This window comes from Vibrio sp. VPAP30 (assembly GCF_001188205.1).
Taxonomy (GTDB): domain Bacteria; phylum Pseudomonadota; class Gammaproteobacteria; order Enterobacterales; family Vibrionaceae; genus Vibrio; species Vibrio bivalvicida.
In genome coordinates this window covers 53,130-71,295 of record NZ_LBLS01000043.1, presented here as the reverse complement: position 1 = coordinate 71,295, position 18,166 = coordinate 53,130, and the positions used below count along the sequence as shown (strand labels likewise).

The following is an 18,166-nucleotide window of genomic DNA, read 5'->3' as shown; positions in this document are numbered from 1 at the left end:
GTTAATAAAATCCAACTTATCGCTTTTTTCGATTAACTTAATCTATTTAATTCGCTTTTTTACATACTACAATGTGTACTATAGTTTGTCGCGTACAAACACGGACCAAACCAAAAACAACAAGCTTGGTTTGGAACTAACCATATATTTTAGGAGCAAAAAAATGGTACTAGTAGGTCGTCAAGCCCCAGATTTTACTGCTGCTGCTGTTCTAGGTAACGGCGAGATCGTTGATAACTTCAACTTTGCAGAATTCACTAAAGGTAAGAAAGCGGTTGTTTTCTTCTACCCACTAGATTTCACTTTCGTTTGCCCATCTGAGCTAATCGCTTTCGACAACCGCCTAGCTGATTTCCAAGCTAAAGGTGTTGAAGTAATCGGTGTTTCTATCGATTCTCAGTTCTCACACAACGCATGGCGTAACACTGCTATCGAAGATGGCGGTATCGGTCAAGTTAAGTACCCACTAGTTGCTGACGTTAAGCACGAAATCTGTAAAGCGTACGACGTTGAGCACCCAGAAGCAGGCGTTGCTTTCCGTGGTTCTTTCCTAATCGACGAAGAAGGCCTTGTACGTCACCAAGTAGTTAACGACCTACCTCTAGGCCGTAACATCGATGAAATGCTACGCATGGTTGACGCTCTAAACTTCCACCAGAAAAATGGTGAAGTATGTCCTGCACAGTGGGAAGAAGGTAAAGCTGGAATGGATGCATCTCCAAAAGGTGTTGCAGCGTTCCTATCTGAGCACGCAGAAGACCTAAGCAAGTAATTACTTGTTTCACATACCCAAGCTCACGGGTATGAACGGTTGGTAGTATAAAGCTATATAAGCGCAAAAAGCGCAGCGCCAATCAGTTATAAGTAAAGTCTTACTCAAGAGCCCGAAGCACCGCTTCGGGCTCTTTTTTTTCCTAGTATCAAATGATGACTAGCGAAATCATCAATATAGGCAAAAAGACAACATATCGCCAAAGAGACAAAAAATATCGGCTTACAGACTTTATCTATTTCAGCTCTTTAAAGTCTCACAACCTCTCTTTATGATGACTTTAACTTAATTTGAGAGCAACGATGCTCGATACCCAAATCCGTTGCAGTGACGGCTTCAAAGTGAAGGGTGTCTTTAAATGAATTCAAACAAGGAGATTCAACATGGCTTACTTTTCTCTAGCCTTTGGTACGGCAACCAAAAACCGTGATGGAAAAATCATCGAAGCATTTTTCCCTAGCCCAGTGCTTAATCCAGCAGACGCACTTGTCGATGCCGTTGCTAAAGTGGCAAGTTACGAACAAGGTAACCAAGCTATCGAGATCTCTGCGGCTCAAAGTGCTGAGCTTGCTGGCGCATTTGAAGCAAATGGCGACACAGCAAACGCATCATTCGCGGCAAAAGCAGCCGAATCTTCACAGCCACTTGTACTGGTTGTCTTAGCAACTGACGAGAAACCAGCATCAGTGGCAGAAGGCTTCCTTAAGCTACAACTTATCTCTAACCGCCAAGTTCAACCTCACGGTACTGTACTTGACGGTATCTTCGGTCTATTGCACAACATCGCTTGGACTAACGAAGGTCCTATCGACTTGCCAGAACTGGCTGAGCGTCAAATTGAAGCTCGCCTAGCCGGTCGTGCACTGTCTGTAGATTGTGTCGATAAGTTTCCTAAGATGGTTGATTACGTGGTACCTGCTGGCGTTCGTATTGCAGATACTTCTCGCGTACGTCTTGGTGCGCACGTGGGCGAAGGCACAACAGTGATGCACGAAGGTTTCATTAACTTCAACGCTGGTACAACAGGTGTAAGTATGGTTGAAGGCCGTATTTCTGCTGGCGTGGTTGTTGGTGACGGTTCAGATATCGGTGGTGGTGCATCTATCATGGGTACGCTATCTGGCGGCGGCACCGTTGTAGTATCTATCGGTGAAAACTCACTACTTGGTGCTAACGCAGGCCTAGGTTTCCCACTTGGTGATCGCTGTACTGTTGAATCAGGTCTCTATGTAACAGCCGGGTCTAAAGTTCGCATGATTGCTGAAGGTAAAGAAGTAGAAGTGGTTAAAGCTCGCGACCTAGCAGGTGTTTCTGATCTGCTATTCCGTCGCAATTCAGTAACAGGCCAAATTGAATGTCTGGCGAACAAAACAGCGGTAGAGCTGAATTCAGAGCTTCACAGCAACAACTAACGTCAGTTTTAGTTTTAAATCAATAAGATTGATAAGACCCCCCCAGCAGGAACCTGCTGGGGGATTTTTTCGCTTACGTATTGGCATATGACGATAAGCATACCCTTAACTAACGTTGTTACTCTTGAAATACCAAGCCTGTAGTTACGCTAGTGCTTCCTTCTCGCGAGCTTTTTGTTCGTGATGTGCACGCTCGCCAATAAAAGCATAAGTCAAACAAACAATAGAAGTGATACAAGATCCGACTAGGATAATAAATCCGCCATCCCAACCAAAGTGGTCAACCGTGTAGCCAAGAATCGCATTCGCCGCCACAGCGCCACCTAAATAACCAAACAAACCCGTCAAACCAGCAGCCGTTCCTGCAGCCTTCTTCGGTGCAAGTTCTAGCGCATAAAGACCAATCAGCATCACCGGGCCGTAAATTAAGAAACCAATCGCTACTAGAGCCATCATATCAACGGTTGGGTTACCCGCAGGGTTAAACCAGTAAACCAGAACAGCGACAGTAACCAAAACCATAAACAAGATACCAGCAGGTGCTCGGCGACCTTTGAACAACTTATCTGAAATCCAACCACAAAGCAGTGTGCCTGGTATACCCGCCCACTCATATAAGAAGTAGGCCCAAGAAGACTTGTCTACAGAAAAATCTTTCGCTTCTTTGAGGTAAACAGGAGCCCAGTCCAACACTCCGTAACGAATCAAATAAACAAATGCATTGGCAATTGCAATCGACCAAAGTAACTTGTTAGAAAAGACATATTTAAAGAAGATTTCCTTTGCTGTCATCTCTTTTTCATGAGATTTGTCGTAATCATCTGGGTAGTCGTCTTTGTACTCTTCAATCGGAGGTAAACCACAAGACTGAGGTGTGTCACGCACCGTAAACCAGATAAAGATAGCAACGAGAGTGGCAAAGAAAGCGGGAACATAGAAAGCAGTTCGCCAGTCATCGTTAAACGCCCATAGACCTAGTATAAACAGCGGACCAATTAGGCCACCGCCGACATTGTGTGCCACATTCCAAACAGAGACGATCTCTCCCCGCTCCTTGCGTGACCACCAGTGCACCATGGTTCGTCCGCAGGCTGGCCATCCCATGCCTTGAAACCAACCATTCAAGAACAACAGAATGAACATAGCTGCAATACTTTCTGTTGCCCAGGGCATAAAACCAAAACAGAACATAACGAGCGCTGACATTAGCAAGCCACCACTTAGAAAGTAACGTGGGTTGGAACGATCAGACACGCTGCCCATCAAAAATTTTGACAGACCATAAGCGATAGATACTGCGGCAAGTGCAACACCAAGGTCACCCCGACTAAAACCTTGTTCAATTAGGTAAGGCATAGCTAGGCTGAAGTTTTTACGTACTAGATAGTAGCCAGCATAACCGACAAAAATACCGATAAAGAGCTGCCAGCGTAAGCGCGAATAAGCGCTATCAATCTTATCGGTGGGTAAGCGATCGATATGCGCCTTAGGTTTAAATATTCCAAACATTGGGGCCTCATTATAACTTGAGCGATGGAAAGGTCTTAACAAACTCGAACGAGCAAAAAATAAGTTTCGTTCGAAAGCAAATGCATTCTATTAGGAATTCAATTTATTTCTGTGACAAATGTTGCATAAGAATTAAATCTGAGTAAATACAGTGTATTAAAGTTAAATTATTAGCGCGTGATTCCACTTTTCACATATTTGGTTACGATGTTATCTTCGACCAAATGTGCAAACGAAACAAACCAATCACGCCTATACATCGGTCGTGGTTTATTTGCTCTTGATGTCGATATATTTTCTAGACGCTAACGATCAATTATCAATAGTGGCGCGGCCTCACAAAACTCCTCTTACCAGTTTGTGAAATCATTTTTCCATCGGTAGTTTTAACTTTCTAGATAAGAGCACCTCCTTGATGACGACTTTATCAGTTTTCTTTTTTGTTCAAAAGATGCGCCATTTAACAAAAACAAACATTTTGATTAACAATTTTATGTTCAAACGCTCACTTTTAATGCGCGTTTGTTTTCGAAGACGTTTACATATGCACAATAGAGCCGTGCTAGACAAGCATAATTATTAAAGGACTCTTACTATGACAACGAACAAACAACCTACACTCTTAGGTGAGTGCTTGGCCGAGTTCATCGGGACAGGATTACTTATCTTTTTTGGCGTTGGCTGCGTTGCTGCTTTGGTATTAACAGGGGCAACATTCGGACAATGGGAAATTAGCATTATGTGGGGCTTAGGCGTCGCTATTGCTATTTACTGCACTGCGGGCGTATCCGGAGCGCACATTAACCCTGCGGTAACAATCGCACTAGCCGCGTTTCACGGGTTTGATAAAGCTAAAGTTATTCCTTACATCATTTCACAGTTACTTGGCGCTTTTTGCTCAGCGGCACTAGTTTACTCCCTATACAGCAATTTATTCACCGACTATGAAATTGCCCACGGTTTCGCACGCAGCAGCCAAGATGCACTAGCAACAGCTGGAATTTTCTCAACTTACCCACATGCTTCACTCTCTTTCTTTGGCGCCTTTGCTGTGGAGTTTGTTATTACTGCTGTCCTTATGTTTGTCATTCTAGCTCTAGGGGATGAAAACAACGGAGCATCTCGTGGTGCTATGAACCCACTATTAATCGGAATTCTAATCGCTGTGATTGGAGGCTCACTGGGCCCGCTAACGGGTTTTGCCATGAACCCCGCTCGTGATTTTGGACCTAAGCTTTTTGCTTACTTTGCTGGCTGGGAATACGCGCTAACCGGAGCGAAAGAGATCCCGTACTTCATCGTCCCTATACTTGCCCCAATCGCTGGCGCATGTTTTGGTGGTTGGTTATACCCGAAAGCCATTGCGGCTTATTTGCCTCAAGAAGGCCACGGCTGCACAATTCCCAACCAATGTGAACAAGAAGACGAAGCGCAAGAAGCGCGCGCATAACCTTTCAACCCTGAATTAACTAAAATTAAAAGTAACGAAACAAAAAGGATTCTTACCATGACTGAGCAAAAGTACATTGTTGCCCTAGACCAAGGCACCACAAGCTCTCGCGCCGTAATCCTAGACCACGATGCAAACATTGTAAGCGTTGCGCAACGTGAGTTCACACAAATTTATCCTAAAGCAGGCTGGGTTGAGCACGATCCACTCGAAATATGGGCAACTCAAAGCTCAACACTGGTTGAAGCTCTTGGTAAGTCGGGTATCCGCAGCGACCAATTAGCGGGTATCGGTATCACCAACCAGCGAGAAACCACCATTGTTTGGAACAAAGAAACCGGCAAACCTGTCTACAACGCTATTGTTTGGCAATGTCGCCGCACCGCAGATATTTGTGAAGATTTAAAGCAACGCGGCCTTGAAGATTACGTACGTGATAACACAGGCTTAGTACTCGACCCATACTTCTCGGGTACCAAAGTAAAATGGATTCTTGATAACGTTGAAGGTGCTCGCGAAGACGCGAAAGCGGGTAAGCTGCTGTTTGGTACGGTCGACACTTGGCTCGTTTGGAAAATGACGCAAGGCCGTGTTCATGTGACTGATTACACCAATGCTTCACGTACCATGCTATTTAACATTAATGATCTCTGTTGGGACCAAAAAATGCTCGATGAATTGGGCATCCCCGCATCCATGATGCCCGAGGTCAAATGTTCTTCTGAAATCTATGGTCAAACGAACATTGGTGGTAAAGGCGGAACTCGTATCCCTATTGCTGGTATTGCCGGTGACCAACAAGCCGCACTCTATGGGCAAATGTGTGTCGAAGCAGGACAAGCTAAAAATACCTACGGCACAGGCTGTTTCTTGTTAATAAACACTGGCCAAGAAAAAGTAACGTCGAAGAACGGTCTTCTGACTACATTAGCTTGTGGACCAAAAGGGGAGCCATCATATGCCCTAGAAGGCGCTGTATTTATGGGAGGAGCATCGATCCAATGGTTGCGTGACGAGATGAAACTACTCGCTGACGCAAAAGACTCTGAATACTTCGCAACTAAAGTAGATTCGTCAAATGGGGTTTATGTTGTCCCTGCATTCACCGGACTGGGTGCACCTTATTGGGATGCGTATGCTCGTGGTACGATTGTCGGCCTAACTCGCGGTGTGAACTCCAATCACATCATACGTGCAACATTAGAAGGGATTGCTTATCAAACGCGAGATGTACTCGACGCAATGCAAGCTGACTCGGGTATTAAACTCGCAAACCTTCGAGTCGATGGTGGTGCAGTTGCGAATAACTTCCTTATGCAATTCCAATCTGACGTATTGGACACCGAAGTGCATCGTCCTCAAGTTACCGAAGTCACCGCGCTAGGTGCAGCATATTTAGCGGGTTTGGCGGTTGGCTACTGGAACAACATTGATGAGCTGCAAAACAAAGCGGTATTAGATCGCACTTTCGTTCCTCACCATGACGAAGAAAAACGAAACCGACGCTATAAAGGTTGGAAACGTGCAGTGAAGTGTGCGCAAACTTGGGCACAAATGCACGATGATGAAGACTAGATCACCGTATCGTTAAGCAACTAAGGGCGCAATTCAAGCGCCCTTTTTGCGCCTTAGCCCTTGTTCCTTATGACTCCCTCTTCTTTCCATGGTCAAATTCGAGCACAATAGTCACAATACAACTATCGAATGCGGCTTTTCGAAATTGCCGACCAACCTCGTTCAGGGAGCAATGAGTGAAACAGATACCAAGACATCAGCAGATCATCAAGTTGGTTCAAAAACAGGGCTATGTTAGCACGGAAGAACTGGTCGAGAAGTTTGACGTAAGCCCGCAAACCATTCGCCGTGACTTAAATGAATTGGCAGACACGAATAAAATCCGTCGTTATCACGGCGGAGCAACCATCCCATTGAGTTCAGAAAACACCTCTTATAACACACGTAAGAGCCTAAATTTCAATGAGAAAGATGTCATTGCTGACGAAGTCGTGAAACACATTCCCGATGGTGCGACTCTATTTATTGATATTGGCACCACACCAGAAGCTATTGCACGCGCACTGAGTAAAAATCACAAACAGCTACGCGTGGTTACCAACAACATTAATGTTGCTACCATCTTGCTGCCTAACCCAGAGTTCAAGGTTATCCTTGCCGGTGGAGAGGTCCGTAATCGAGATGGAGGTATCGTCGGTGAAGCGACGCTAGATTTTGTTAAGCAGTTCCGTTTAGACTTCGGCATTTTGGGTATTAGTGGTATTGATTTTGATGGCTCTCTACTCGACTTCGACTACCATGAAGTCAGGGTTAAACAAGCAATCATAGAAAACAGTCGTAGCGTATTCTTAGCTGTTGACCACTCTAAGTTTGGGCGTAACGCTATGGTTAAGCTCGGCAATATATCTCAGCTACATATGTTGTTTACCGACAAACAGCCCCCTAAAGAAATCTTGTCAATTCTTAAAGAAAACGCCATTCCACTTGAAGTGGTCGCGAACGAAGATTAGTTACTCCCCACTCAGAAGTATTTAACCTTATTGAAACCTTTATCATTAGATAAAGGTTTTTTTGTGTTTAAATCACACAAACGAGCATAAACGAAAATAAATAATGACCACAAACGAAACCTAGGCTAGGATTGAATCATGTTCACAAATGCTCGTTCGCTCAAACACGAGGTCATATTCATGAGTAACAACCCGAATGCGGCTACTTCGCACAAAATTTTAGATTTGATCATTATTGGTGGTGGTATCAATGGCGCAGGTATTGCTGCCGATGCTGCTGGTCGTGGTTTATCCGTTGGTCTTTATGAAGCGAACGACTTTGCTTCAGCAACGTCTTCAGCAAGCTCTAAGCTTATTCACGGCGGCTTACGCTATCTTGAACACTATGAATTTCGTTTAGTTTCGGAAGCACTCGCAGAACGTGAAGTAATACTGAAAAAAGCACCCCATGTCGCTCAACCCATGCGCTTTCGCCTACCACACCGTCCATTTTTACGCCCTGCGTGGATGATCCGCTGCGGCTTGTTCCTTTATGACAATTTAGGCAAACGTACTACCCTACCTGCGAGTAAAGGGATCGACTTAGCCAAGTCGGGCATACTCAAGCCTGAAATGAAAAAAGGCTTCGAATACTCAGACTGCTGGGTAGATGATGCTCGATTGGTGCTACTTAATGTACTTGCGGCTCAAGAAAACAATGCAGAAATACGTAATTACTGCCGCGTAGAAAGTGCCCGCAGAGAGGGAGCGATATGGAACGTCACTATCCGTGATGAAAGCACTGGCCAAGTATTTGAACGTCAAGCGAAAGCCCTAGTCAATGCTGCTGGCCCTTGGGTTAAACAATTCTTCGACGATGGCTTAGAGCAGGACTCTCCACGTAATATTCGCTTGATTAAAGGTTCCCATATTGTCGTGCCACGCATTCATAATGAGCCTCAAGCGTATATCCTTCAAAACCAAGACAATCGCATTGTATTTATGATCCCTTACCTAGATAAGTTCTCGATCATTGGTACTACCGATGTGGAGTACCAGGGTGATCCTCGAGAAGTTGCGATCTCCGACGAAGAAGTCGATTACCTCATCGACATCGTTAACCAGCACTTCATCCACCAGCTTAAACGTGAAGACGTAGTTTGGACATACAGTGGTGTGCGTCCTTTATGTGATGATGAATCCGATTCGCCACAAGCCATCACACGTGATTACACGCTTGAACTTGAAGCTAAATATGACCAAGCACCACTGCTGTCTGTATTTGGAGGCAAACTCACCACATACCGTAAACTTGGTGAAGCAGCGTTAACTAAACTTAAGCCTTATTTGCCAGAGATGGGAACTGCTTGGACTGCTCACCACGCGTTACCGGGTGGGAACTTTAGCTGTTCACGAGAGCAACTTGCTGCATCCATACGCAAAGATTATCCGTGGATTTCTGAGGCATTGTTACTGCGCTATGTCACTCAGTTTGGCACTTATTGCTGGAAATTGCTCGAAGGTGTAAAAAGTGTCGATGATCTTGGCTTCAAGTTCTCAGACTCAGCACAAGGCGTTTATCAGCGTGAGATTGATTACTTGATTGAGCATGAAATGTCGGTAACTGAGGAAGACATTTTGTGGCGTCGTACCAAACTGGGCTTGTATCTGGATGACCAAGAGCAGCAGGTGCTAGGTGACTACCTAAAGAGCAAACAACCTAAAACTGTCGTTGAGTTTTCTGAGGTAGGTTAACCCCCACTGTCCTACCTAGAAAAGGCTTGGCGCATGCCAAGCCTTTTTCTTTGTCTAATAACTCATCCGGGATGACCATCGACTCTAGGTGTAATCAGCATTTTGCCAAATAATCCAACATACATAGCAAATGCGAGTATCCACAATGCAGCGCTGATGTTAACCGATTCAATCAGGTACTGGGGGAAGAAAGCGACACCAAGACTACGAATCAAAGCAGCTAAGACAATTGCCACAAAAGCAATACTCATGTTTGGCCCCTGGTAAATCGCGCGCCCGGTGTGACCCATCGTCACACGTGCGATCATCGCTAAGATAACACCACCAATGGCGCCAATAGCAAACATGTGCAGCATATTGTGGCTGGCAAATGGGTTGTCTAGTAAACCACGTAGCAACAAACTCACTGGGATACATAAATAGGTTGCGTGCAGCGACCAGACTAGAGGCTCACTGAGAGTTCGCCACGGCTGCCACCTCATTACACGAATCAGATGCGCCACGCCCGATATGACCATCAATGGCCGGCCAAGTTCAGCAAAAGTCATCGGGAAGAAACTAAGAATAAACAGCCCCACCAAAGGCAAATTAGCCACCCAGTCCAACCAGACGATAGGCTGAGGTTTTTCGAAATTAAACCGGCGAGCAGTAAAAAATGGGATCACTCGGCTTCCCATTACAGATAGCAGTAAAGTGAACCACCACAGCATGGCTTGCCAAACCGCAGATGAGGAGAATGGTGGCATGCCTTTCACAGTCGCATAACTGGCAAAGTTAGCCGCAATCGCAAGGATGAATAGTGGTACAAAAAACAGATTACGCCACCCTTTGGCTTTCACCACTCGGGTGCCAACTTCGAATGCCGCCATGGCTAAAAAAAGCGCTTCAATAGAAGAGATGAGCCACAACGGCGTCGGCGTCCATAACAGTACACGAGGCGCCAACCACAACCCAACCAAGATGGCTAAACGGTGATGTTTAGTGCCGTTAATGCCCGTCCAGTTTTGCACTGCAGTTAACACAAAGCCGACAACAATCGCCATCGCAAAGCCAAATACCATTTCATGTACGTGCCACCACAACGCAGGCACTTTCAATGTTGTTGGTTGGCCGGATTGAAACATCCATACCCAAACCGCTATCGCAATAACGGCATAAATAGAACCAAGAAGAAAGAAAGGTCGAAACCCTAGACGCAAAACGGGCGGAATGGCTTCTTCAACCTTTTTGTCGGTAATATTGAGCACTGAAAGACTCCTAAACAAATTAAAATCTCTAACTCGTTTAACTATCGCAAGAAGTGTTCCAGTTTGTTAAAGCGTTATAGACTCTTGCTTTCAGCGCTCTAATCACTCAATTTAAAGTCATAATGACACAATAAACACATGTCATTATGACCTCAATAAAACAATTTGTATCACTTCCTTTTGTCACGAAAAGTCGCTAGTTTAGAACTCTACTGATCATGCCAATCAAGAAGGAGAACAGAATGGCAAGCTATATCTTTGGTTATGGCAGTCTAATGAACTCTGAATCACGCCAGTTGACGGGCCAAACCTCTACCGCAACTCCGGCCACAATACATGGCTTCAAGCGCTATTGGGGCAAAGTTGATGAGAGCTACATTCTGTCACCGTTAGTCGTCGATAAAGGCCAAGGACAAGTGAATGGAGTTTTGCTTGAGGTCAGCGATACTGGGCTACAAGAGTTTGATGTTAGAGAGCGTGGGTACCACCGAATTTTAATCTCAACGGATAAACTAGACGCAGAACTATCGCTGTCGACAGGTGACCAAATTTGGGTCTATATCAAAGACAGTCCAGAGCCACCTTGTTCATTGAGCCCAATAATGCAGACTTACGTCGATACTGTACTGGCAGGCTGCCTAGAAATTTCCGAGCAGTTTGCCAAACAGTTTGTTGAACATACCTTTGGCTGGCACTTTCCATTGGAGAATGATCGCCATCAGCCCAAATATGGCAATTTAGCAGGAGTAAAACCAGAGCACCACAACACAATTGATGCTCTGGTGGCTGAAGCAAGAACCTAACTAAAAACCCTCAGCCGAAAAGAGAGCTCTATACAATACGAACCCCAGCAGGCATAGAACGCTCTGGGGTTAACAGTACACTTTGTGATTCATCATCCGTCTCAGCGCAAAGCAGCATGCATTCAGATGTTTCTCCACGCATTTTAGCTTTCGCCAAGTTACACAGTACCACCACTTCTTTGCCCATCAATTCTTGTTCAGTGTAGTAAGGCACTAAGCTAGTGACGGTTTGCAGCGTCTTTTCTCCAATATCAATCTGCACTATGTAGAGCTTGTCCGCGTTTTCGTGGCGAGCGACTTCGATGATTTTTCCTGTGCGCATTTCCAGTTTGGCGAAGTCTGTGTATGCAATCGTTTCCATGATAAACCTCAGTATATTGATTAAGTAAAGTTTTACTAAAAGATAACGTTTACACTATCAGCAACCACTTATATTGCAAGTGGTAAAGATCGCATTTCAAGAAACTGAATGCTATACAATTTGCCTTATTTACATCCAAAGGGTTAAATAACTCTAGGAATATTTATCGAGGTCAAACATGGCAACTATTAAAGATGTCGCCAAAGAAGCGGGCGTATCGATCGCTACCGTCTCTCGGGTCATAAACAAATCCCCAAAAGCGAGCAAAGCCTCTATTGCCTCAGTGACACAGGCGATGGCGAAACTTGGCTATCGCCCAAATGCCGCGGCGAAAGCGTTGGTAAGCCAAAGCAGTAATACAGTTGGAGTGCTAGTGGGCGATGTATCCGACCCATTTTTCGGTACTATGGTCAAAGCAGTCGACAATGTTGCCCATGAACACGGCAAGCATATCCTGATCGGTAACGGTTACCATAGCCCTGATGAAGAGCGCAACGCAATTGAACTGTTAATCAACAACCGTTGTGACGCACTGGTCATTCACTCAAAAGGTTTGTCAGATGAAGAGTTGATAGGCTATGCCAAAGAAGTCAAAGGCTTGGTTTTTATCAATCGCCATATTCCAGAAATGGCCGAACGCTGCATTGCACTGGATAACCGCAAAGGCGCCTACCTCGCCACGGAATACCTTATCCGCCATGGTCATACTAAGATAGCTTGCGTCGCTTCAGCACATCGTATTGAAGACTCGGATCAGCGTGTTGATGGTTACTTGCAAGCCCTGCGAGATAATAATATCGAGCTTCCGCAAAGCTATATTGAATATGGTGAGCCGAACAATGACGGTGGTGAAGTTGCCATGACCAACCTGCTGACTAAGTCGTTAGACATCACTGGCGTTGTGGCATACAACGACTATATGGCCGCGGGTGCGCTGTCGGTATTAGACGAAAACGGCATCAAGGTTCCGGATCAAATCTCAATGCTTGGTTTTGATGATGGCTTGATCGCTCGCTATGTCAGCCCTCGCCTGACAACGATCCGTTATCCAATCGCCATGATGGCAGAACGAGCGGCTCGTTTAGCGCTGAATTTAGCCAAAGAACAAAGCTCCAACGATGAAGCATTAATGTTTACTCCGACCTTGGTACGCCGAAATTCAGTTGAGAAAGTCACCTAAACGTGGCACCAGTTAGAACAAACAAAGGCGTTACTTTGAGTAACGCCTTTGTTGCTTTAAGTTTTTAAGCTACACCATGACCTTTCGATGCAACCCAAATTCGGTACCATTGTTCATTGGTCAATGACAGTTCAAGCGCGCCAACCGCAGAGTGGACACGCTCAATGTTGCCACTACCCAAGATTGGTACTGGGTTAGACGGTAAGCGCAATACCCATGCAAAGATCACTTGGTCGATCGAGATTGCACCGACTTCTTGCGCCACTTCTGCCAAGGTATGACGTAAACGGCACATCTGTTCGCTCTCTTCGCCGAAGATACGCCCGCCCGCGAGACAAGACCAAGCCATTGGCTGCACGCGATGCTGCTGAAGTTGCTCAAGCGTGCCATCTTCCGTCACTTGCAAATTCACTGGATTGATCTCGACTTGGTTAGTGATCAAAGGCTGTTCAACTCTTGATTGCAATAAAGCAAACTGAGCAGGCGTGAAGTTAGACACACCAAAATGCTTTACTTTCCCCGCAGCTTTTAACTGAGCGAACGATTCAGCCGCTTCATCTGCATCCATGAGTAAGTCAGGGCGATGTAGGAGTAACACGTCTAAATGATCGGTATTCAAACGAGTTAACGATTGATCAACGGATTCAACAATGGCGGCTTTACCACTGTTGTAGTGATTAACCTGAGGATCTTCACCGCGATAAATTCCGCATTTTGAAACAATCTCAATTTGGTCGCGCAAACCGCTATCTAGCGCTAACACTTCTCCAAACATACGCTCACACGCAGAGTCTGGGCCGTAAACAGGCGCATGGTCTACCGTCGTAATGCCTAGCTCTAGGTGCTGCTTAACAAATGACAACTGCTGTTGGGTGTTCATTCCCCACTCAGCCATACGCCAGTAACCTTGGATCATTGGTGAAAACACCGGATGTGTCTTGTTCATCTCTATCCCCTGATACATAGACCTCACCATTGCAATATTGCCGTGAGTTTAATCTGTTCTATGCCCAGTATACTGGTATGAAAGCTAGGGATTAAACTAGCTAACAAGAAAAGATAATTCGATATACAGCACAATAAGCAAAGTTTAATATTCTATATAGGACGATATAATTGACGATAGATTCAACAACGAAGGCGAGTCAGATATGCAAAAGATGCACAAACGCTTTGAACGATATGCGTTATTTAGTGAAGTCGCAAAGCAACTCAGCTTTTCTAAGGCCGCGGAAAATTTAGGCATTTCACGCAGCTACCTTTCTTCACAAATCAATCAGCTAGAGCAAGAATTAGATACAAGTCTACTGATTCGTTCAACGCGTAATGTGCGCCTGACTGCGGCGGGAGAAAAAATTCTCGCTAAGATGCAGTTTATTAATACATCGATCGTCGAGTTAGAAAAAGAGCTCGACCACACCAAATGCGATGTCAGTGGCCTACTTCGAATTACTGCGCCCACCATTTTTAGCCATCGTTTCTTGATCGATATCTGTCATCAATTTCAGCAGCAATACCCAGAAATCGAGTTTGATCTTGATGTTGGTTATAACCGCGAAGATCTAACCAAAAGTCATCTCGACTTGGCAATTAGAGCCACCAACAATCCACCAGATAATATGGTGGCGAAAAAGCTTATTCCCTATCAACACATCTGCTGTGCATCGCCACAGTATCTTGAAAAACATGGCCTACCCAGTCACCCAGACGAGCTAGTCAATCACAACTGTTTATCCGATCCCAACTTACGTCGCTGGCAGTTTGTCGATAGTACCAAGAGCATTGAGGTCGAAACGAATGGCGATATGCTGATAAACGACAACTTACTGCTTCTGACTGCCGCGCAACAAGGCAAGGGGGTTATAAAAATGCCAAGCTACTTGGTGCAGCCTTCTTTAGACAGCGGACAATTAGTACAGCTACTGCCGAACTACTTTATCGCAAGAAGCAATATTTATCTCATCTACCCACCGCAACTGCGCAGCAGCAGCAAGCTTACCGCTTTTATCGATTTCACCCAAAAGTGGTTTGAAGATAAGTAGTCGCTACATACAAACAAAAAAAGCCACTTCCAATCGCTTGGAAGTGGCGTCGAAATTACCGACAAAATGTTTGCAAATGAATATGGACAGGGATAAATGCTCTACACTGTTTCAGCAACCTGTGCTGGAGCTGGTGTGCGAATTAGGTAATCGAACGCGCCTAAGCTTGCTTTTGCCCCCTCACCCATGGCGATGATGATTTGCTTGTACGGCACTGTGGTTACGTCACCTGCAGCAAAGACACCGCTCATCGTGGTTGCACCATGTGCATCAATCTCTATTTCACCACGTGGTGAGAGCTCAACCTTAGTACCTTTCAACCACTCGCTGTTTGGCATTAGACCAATTTGAACAAAGATACCAGCCAGTTCGATGCTCTTAATCTCACCTGTGTTGCGATCTTGGTATTCCAAGCCCGTGACACGGTTGCCGTCGCCTAACACTTGTGTGGTTTGCGCCATCTTGATGATTTCAATATTAGCTGTCGCATTGGCTTTATCGATCAGAACTTGGTCAGCGCGTAAGGTGTCTGCAAACTCCAGAACAGTAACATGTTCAACGATACCTGCTAGATCAATCGCCGCTTCAATCCCTGAGTTACCGCCACCGATTACTGCTGTTTTCTTGCCTTTAAATAGTGGGCCATCACAGTGTGGGCAGTAAGCAACCCCTTTGTTGCGGTACTCTTGCTCACCTGGAACATTCATTTCACGCCAGCGTGCACCTGTACTGGTAATCACTGTGCGAGCTTTTAGTACTGCGCCGCTTTCAAGCTCAACGTGGATGTAACCATCTTCGGTCTGCTCTGCATCGATAATGTTGGCAGCGCGTTGCTCAGTTATTACTTCCACGCCGTATTCTTTAACGTGCTCTTCTAGACTCGCAACTAACTTAGGACCGGTTGTCGCTTTGACTGAGATAAAGTTCTCAATCGCCATCGTATCCATCACCTGACCACCGAAACGCTCAGCGAGAACACCTGTGCGAATGCCTTTACGTGCTGCGTAGATTGCCGCTGAAGAACCAGCAGGACCACCGCCAACAACCAAAACATCAAATGGCGCTTGTTCATTTAGGCTGGCTGCTTTTTTCTCAGCTGCGCCAGAATCAACTTTGTTGAGAATTTCAGCCAGTGACATACGGCCTTGACCAAACAGCTCACCGTTGATGAAGACACTTGGCACCGCCATGATATCGCGTGATTTCACTTCATCTTGGAATGCAGCACCATCAATCATGGTTGTTTTGGTTAGTGGGTTAATCGCAGACATCATGTTGAACGCCTGAACCACTTCAGGACAGTTTTGACATGATAGTGAAATAAAGATTTCCACGTTTAGTGCTTGGTCTAGCTGCTTGATCTGCTCAATCACTTCCGCTTCTAGCTTGATTGGGTGGCCGCCGCTGTGAAGAAGAGCGAGAACCAATGAAGTAAACTCGTGACCCATTGGCAAGCCTGCAAAACCAATCGCTGTCCCTTGTGTTTGGTTCACAACCTGCATAATTGGTTTGCGTAAGCTTGCGTTGTCGTCACGCGTTACTTGGATTTTGTCTGTCAGTGAAGCGATATCATTCGCCAGAGCTTGGAGCTTGCTTGCTGTTTCGCTTTCATCAAGGCTCAATACAAGCTGAACGTTTGTTTTTAAGTTTTCTAGGTATGCTTTAAGCTGCTGCTTCATCGCTTGGTCTAACATGATATTACCTACTATTCATTTGTGATTCAGATGCGCTCTACTGCGCTGATGAAGCTATATTGCCCTGACGTCGTAGATAGGTAAATTTGAACGTTTCTATTAGTTTGGTAGGCAAAACCTATCGAAAACTCCACGCCATCAGAATTCTTTTCTGCAAAAAATCAAACGCAAAAAGCCACACCCTATTCGGGTGTGGCTTTGTCATTAAAGGCGGTATGCCAAGCTCAATAGGAGCAGAGCAAGGCATACCTGTACAAACCTGGTAATGAGGTTAGATTTTACCTACTAGGTCTAGAGATGGCGCTAGAGTCTCTTCACCTTCTTTCCATTTCGCTGGGCAAACTTCACCTGGGTTTGCTGCAACGTACTGTGCTGCTTTAACTTTACGTAGTAAGTCTTCTGCGTCACGACCGATACCTTCAGCAGTGATTTCCATTGCTTGGATAGTACCTTCTGGGTCGATTAGGAAAGTAGCTCGGTCAGCAAGACCTTGACCTTCACGCATCACGTTGAAGTTGTTAGTGATAGTGCCAGTTTGGTCACCTACCATGAAATATTCGATAGTACCGATCTTGTCAGAAGTATCGTGCCACGCTTTGTGTGAGAAGTGAGTATCCGTTGATACTGAGTAAACTTCTACACCACGTGATTGAAGTTCAGCGTACTTCTCTTGTAGGTCTACAAGCTCAGTTGGACATACGAAAGTAAAATCAGCTGGGTAGAAGAAGAATACTGCCCATTTGCCTTTCACGTCTTGCTCTGTGATATCTACGAACTCGCCGTTTTTAAATGCTGTTGCTGAGAATGGTTTGATTTGTGTGTTGATCATGATTTTACTCTCTTTCTAATCTAGTGTTTGAACGCTGCCTTGCGTCGATGGAGTTATATTGCCCTGACCAGATTGATAGGTAAATTTGAACGTTTCTATTGCTCTGATAGGGAATCGCTATCAATCGAGATAGAGAAAATCTATCAACTCCACATGGAAGTAGAGAGCGTGGCGAATTGAGGTGTGTTGCGATAAAGTGGCATCTATTAACCCCTTTATTGACTCACCATGATTTCCGTTCCGTTAAACAGTTTTGTTCACCGCGTTAACGATAAAGCGCAGGTCATCAGCGCGATTGTTGCTAATGGCTGCCAAGTAAAGCGTATCCGACGTTCTCGGCATTGGCTGCTTAGCGGAGAGGAACAAGCGTTAAGAGAACTCAAACAATACTTGGTTACGGAAGATACATTGTGGATTGTGAAAGCGATCGATAAAGCTTTGCCCACTCCCGTTGTTGATCTGTCAGCCATCATTGCTGAGTCACCAAATATCACAATCAATCAGCTCGTTACTCAGTCGGGGTGTTCTCTCTCTGAAGCAAGAGCCGCGATTGACGAATTTGAAGGGTTTTAACGCCAGTTGTCAGACTGGCGTTACTAGGGTCTGTT

The 18,166-nt window shown here is 45.3% G+C and carries 16 protein-coding genes; 10 read left to right on the top strand and 6 right to left on the bottom strand.

From position 1 onward, the window contains the following. The first annotated feature begins 163 nt into the window (after positions 1-163). Both ZX61_RS20675 and dapD read left to right on the top strand, forming a co-directional pair. Positions 164-772, top strand: a complete 609-nt coding sequence (locus tag ZX61_RS20675; RefSeq protein WP_004747907.1) for a peroxiredoxin — start codon at positions 164-166, stop codon at positions 770-772. A 383-nt stretch (positions 773-1,155) separates the two neighbouring features. Next, a complete protein-coding gene (gene dapD / locus ZX61_RS20670) occupies positions 1,156-2,184 on the top strand; it encodes a 2,3,4,5-tetrahydropyridine-2,6-dicarboxylate N-succinyltransferase (RefSeq protein ID WP_049846477.1) in 1,029 nt (342 codons plus the stop codon). Positions 2,185-2,328: 144 nt separating this feature from the next. On the opposite strand, the gene glpT is transcribed toward dapD, so the two are convergent. Next, the gene (gene glpT / locus ZX61_RS20665; protein ID WP_049846476.1) at positions 2,329-3,693 is read right to left on the bottom strand and encodes a glycerol-3-phosphate transporter; all 1,365 of its coding nucleotides are present in this window, start codon (positions 3,691-3,693) and stop codon (positions 2,329-2,331) included. 595 nt (positions 3,694-4,288) lie between these two features. Between glpT and ZX61_RS20660 the strand changes: the two genes are divergently transcribed. From ZX61_RS20660 to glpD, 4 genes are all read left to right on the top strand, one after another. Next, complete coding sequence (locus ZX61_RS20660; RefSeq protein ID WP_049846475.1) at positions 4,289-5,143, top strand: MIP/aquaporin family protein; 855 nt, start codon at positions 4,289-4,291, stop codon at positions 5,141-5,143. A 57-nt stretch (positions 5,144-5,200) separates the two neighbouring features. Beyond that, the gene (gene glpK / locus ZX61_RS20655; protein ID WP_049846474.1) at positions 5,201-6,718 is read left to right on the top strand and encodes a glycerol kinase GlpK; all 1,518 of its coding nucleotides are present in this window, start codon (positions 5,201-5,203) and stop codon (positions 6,716-6,718) included. A 176-nt stretch (positions 6,719-6,894) separates the two neighbouring features. Next, positions 6,895-7,668 (top strand): DeoR/GlpR family transcriptional regulator, encoded by a 774-nt coding sequence (locus ZX61_RS20650; RefSeq protein WP_049846473.1) that lies wholly within the window; start codon positions 6,895-6,897, stop codon positions 7,666-7,668. 180 nt (positions 7,669-7,848) lie between these two features. Continuing rightward, the gene (glpD, locus tag ZX61_RS20645) at positions 7,849-9,402 is read left to right on the top strand and encodes a glycerol-3-phosphate dehydrogenase (RefSeq protein WP_049846990.1); all 1,554 of its coding nucleotides are present in this window, start codon (positions 7,849-7,851) and stop codon (positions 9,400-9,402) included. Between the two features lie 62 nt (positions 9,403-9,464). On the opposite strand, the gene ZX61_RS20640 is transcribed toward glpD, so the two are convergent. Continuing rightward, positions 9,465-10,649, bottom strand: a complete 1,185-nt coding sequence (locus ZX61_RS20640) for an NnrS family protein (protein WP_049846472.1) — start codon at positions 10,647-10,649, stop codon at positions 9,465-9,467. A 242-nt stretch (positions 10,650-10,891) separates the two neighbouring features. On the opposite strand from ZX61_RS20640, the gene ZX61_RS20635 reads away from it, so the two are divergent. Beyond that, positions 10,892-11,452 carry a gamma-glutamylcyclotransferase family protein gene (locus ZX61_RS20635; RefSeq protein WP_049846471.1) on the top strand — a complete coding sequence of 187 codons (561 nt, stop codon included), beginning with the start codon at positions 10,892-10,894 and terminating at the stop codon, positions 11,450-11,452. Positions 11,453-11,480: 28 nt separating this feature from the next. Here ZX61_RS20635 and ZX61_RS20630 read toward each other — a convergent pair whose 3' ends face one another. After that, positions 11,481-11,813, bottom strand: a complete 333-nt coding sequence (locus ZX61_RS20630) for a tRNA-binding protein (RefSeq protein ID WP_049846470.1) — start codon at positions 11,811-11,813, stop codon at positions 11,481-11,483. Positions 11,814-11,991: 178 nt separating this feature from the next. On the opposite strand from ZX61_RS20630, the gene ZX61_RS20625 reads away from it, so the two are divergent. Next, on the top strand, positions 11,992-12,993 hold the full coding sequence (locus tag ZX61_RS20625) for a substrate-binding domain-containing protein (RefSeq protein WP_049846469.1): 1,002 nt from the start codon (positions 11,992-11,994) through the stop codon (positions 12,991-12,993). Between the two features lie 64 nt (positions 12,994-13,057). Here ZX61_RS20625 and ZX61_RS20620 read toward each other — a convergent pair whose 3' ends face one another. Beyond that, the gene (locus ZX61_RS20620) at positions 13,058-13,939 is read right to left on the bottom strand and encodes an aldo/keto reductase (RefSeq protein WP_082173547.1); all 882 of its coding nucleotides are present in this window, start codon (positions 13,937-13,939) and stop codon (positions 13,058-13,060) included. A gap of 205 nt (positions 13,940-14,144) precedes the next feature. Between ZX61_RS20620 and ZX61_RS20615 the strand changes: the two genes are divergently transcribed. After that, positions 14,145-15,035 carry a LysR family transcriptional regulator gene (locus ZX61_RS20615; RefSeq protein ID WP_049846467.1) on the top strand — a complete coding sequence of 297 codons (891 nt, stop codon included), beginning with the start codon at positions 14,145-14,147 and terminating at the stop codon, positions 15,033-15,035. Between the two features lie 101 nt (positions 15,036-15,136). Here the strand turns inward: ZX61_RS20615 and ahpF are convergent, their stop codons facing one another. Beyond that, positions 15,137-16,729: an alkyl hydroperoxide reductase subunit F gene (gene ahpF / locus ZX61_RS20610; protein ID WP_049846466.1), complete on the bottom strand. Its 1,593-nt coding sequence runs from the start codon at positions 16,727-16,729 to the stop codon at positions 15,137-15,139. A gap of 271 nt (positions 16,730-17,000) precedes the next feature. Beyond that, a complete protein-coding gene (gene ahpC / locus ZX61_RS20605) occupies positions 17,001-17,558 on the bottom strand; it encodes an alkyl hydroperoxide reductase subunit C (RefSeq protein ID WP_004747884.1) in 558 nt (185 codons plus the stop codon). Between the two features lie 228 nt (positions 17,559-17,786). On the opposite strand from ahpC, the gene ZX61_RS20600 reads away from it, so the two are divergent. Next, positions 17,787-18,131, top strand: coding sequence for a ribosome recycling factor family protein (locus ZX61_RS20600; protein WP_049846465.1), 345 nt, complete (start codon positions 17,787-17,789; stop codon positions 18,129-18,131). Positions 18,132-18,166 lie beyond the last annotated feature (35 nt).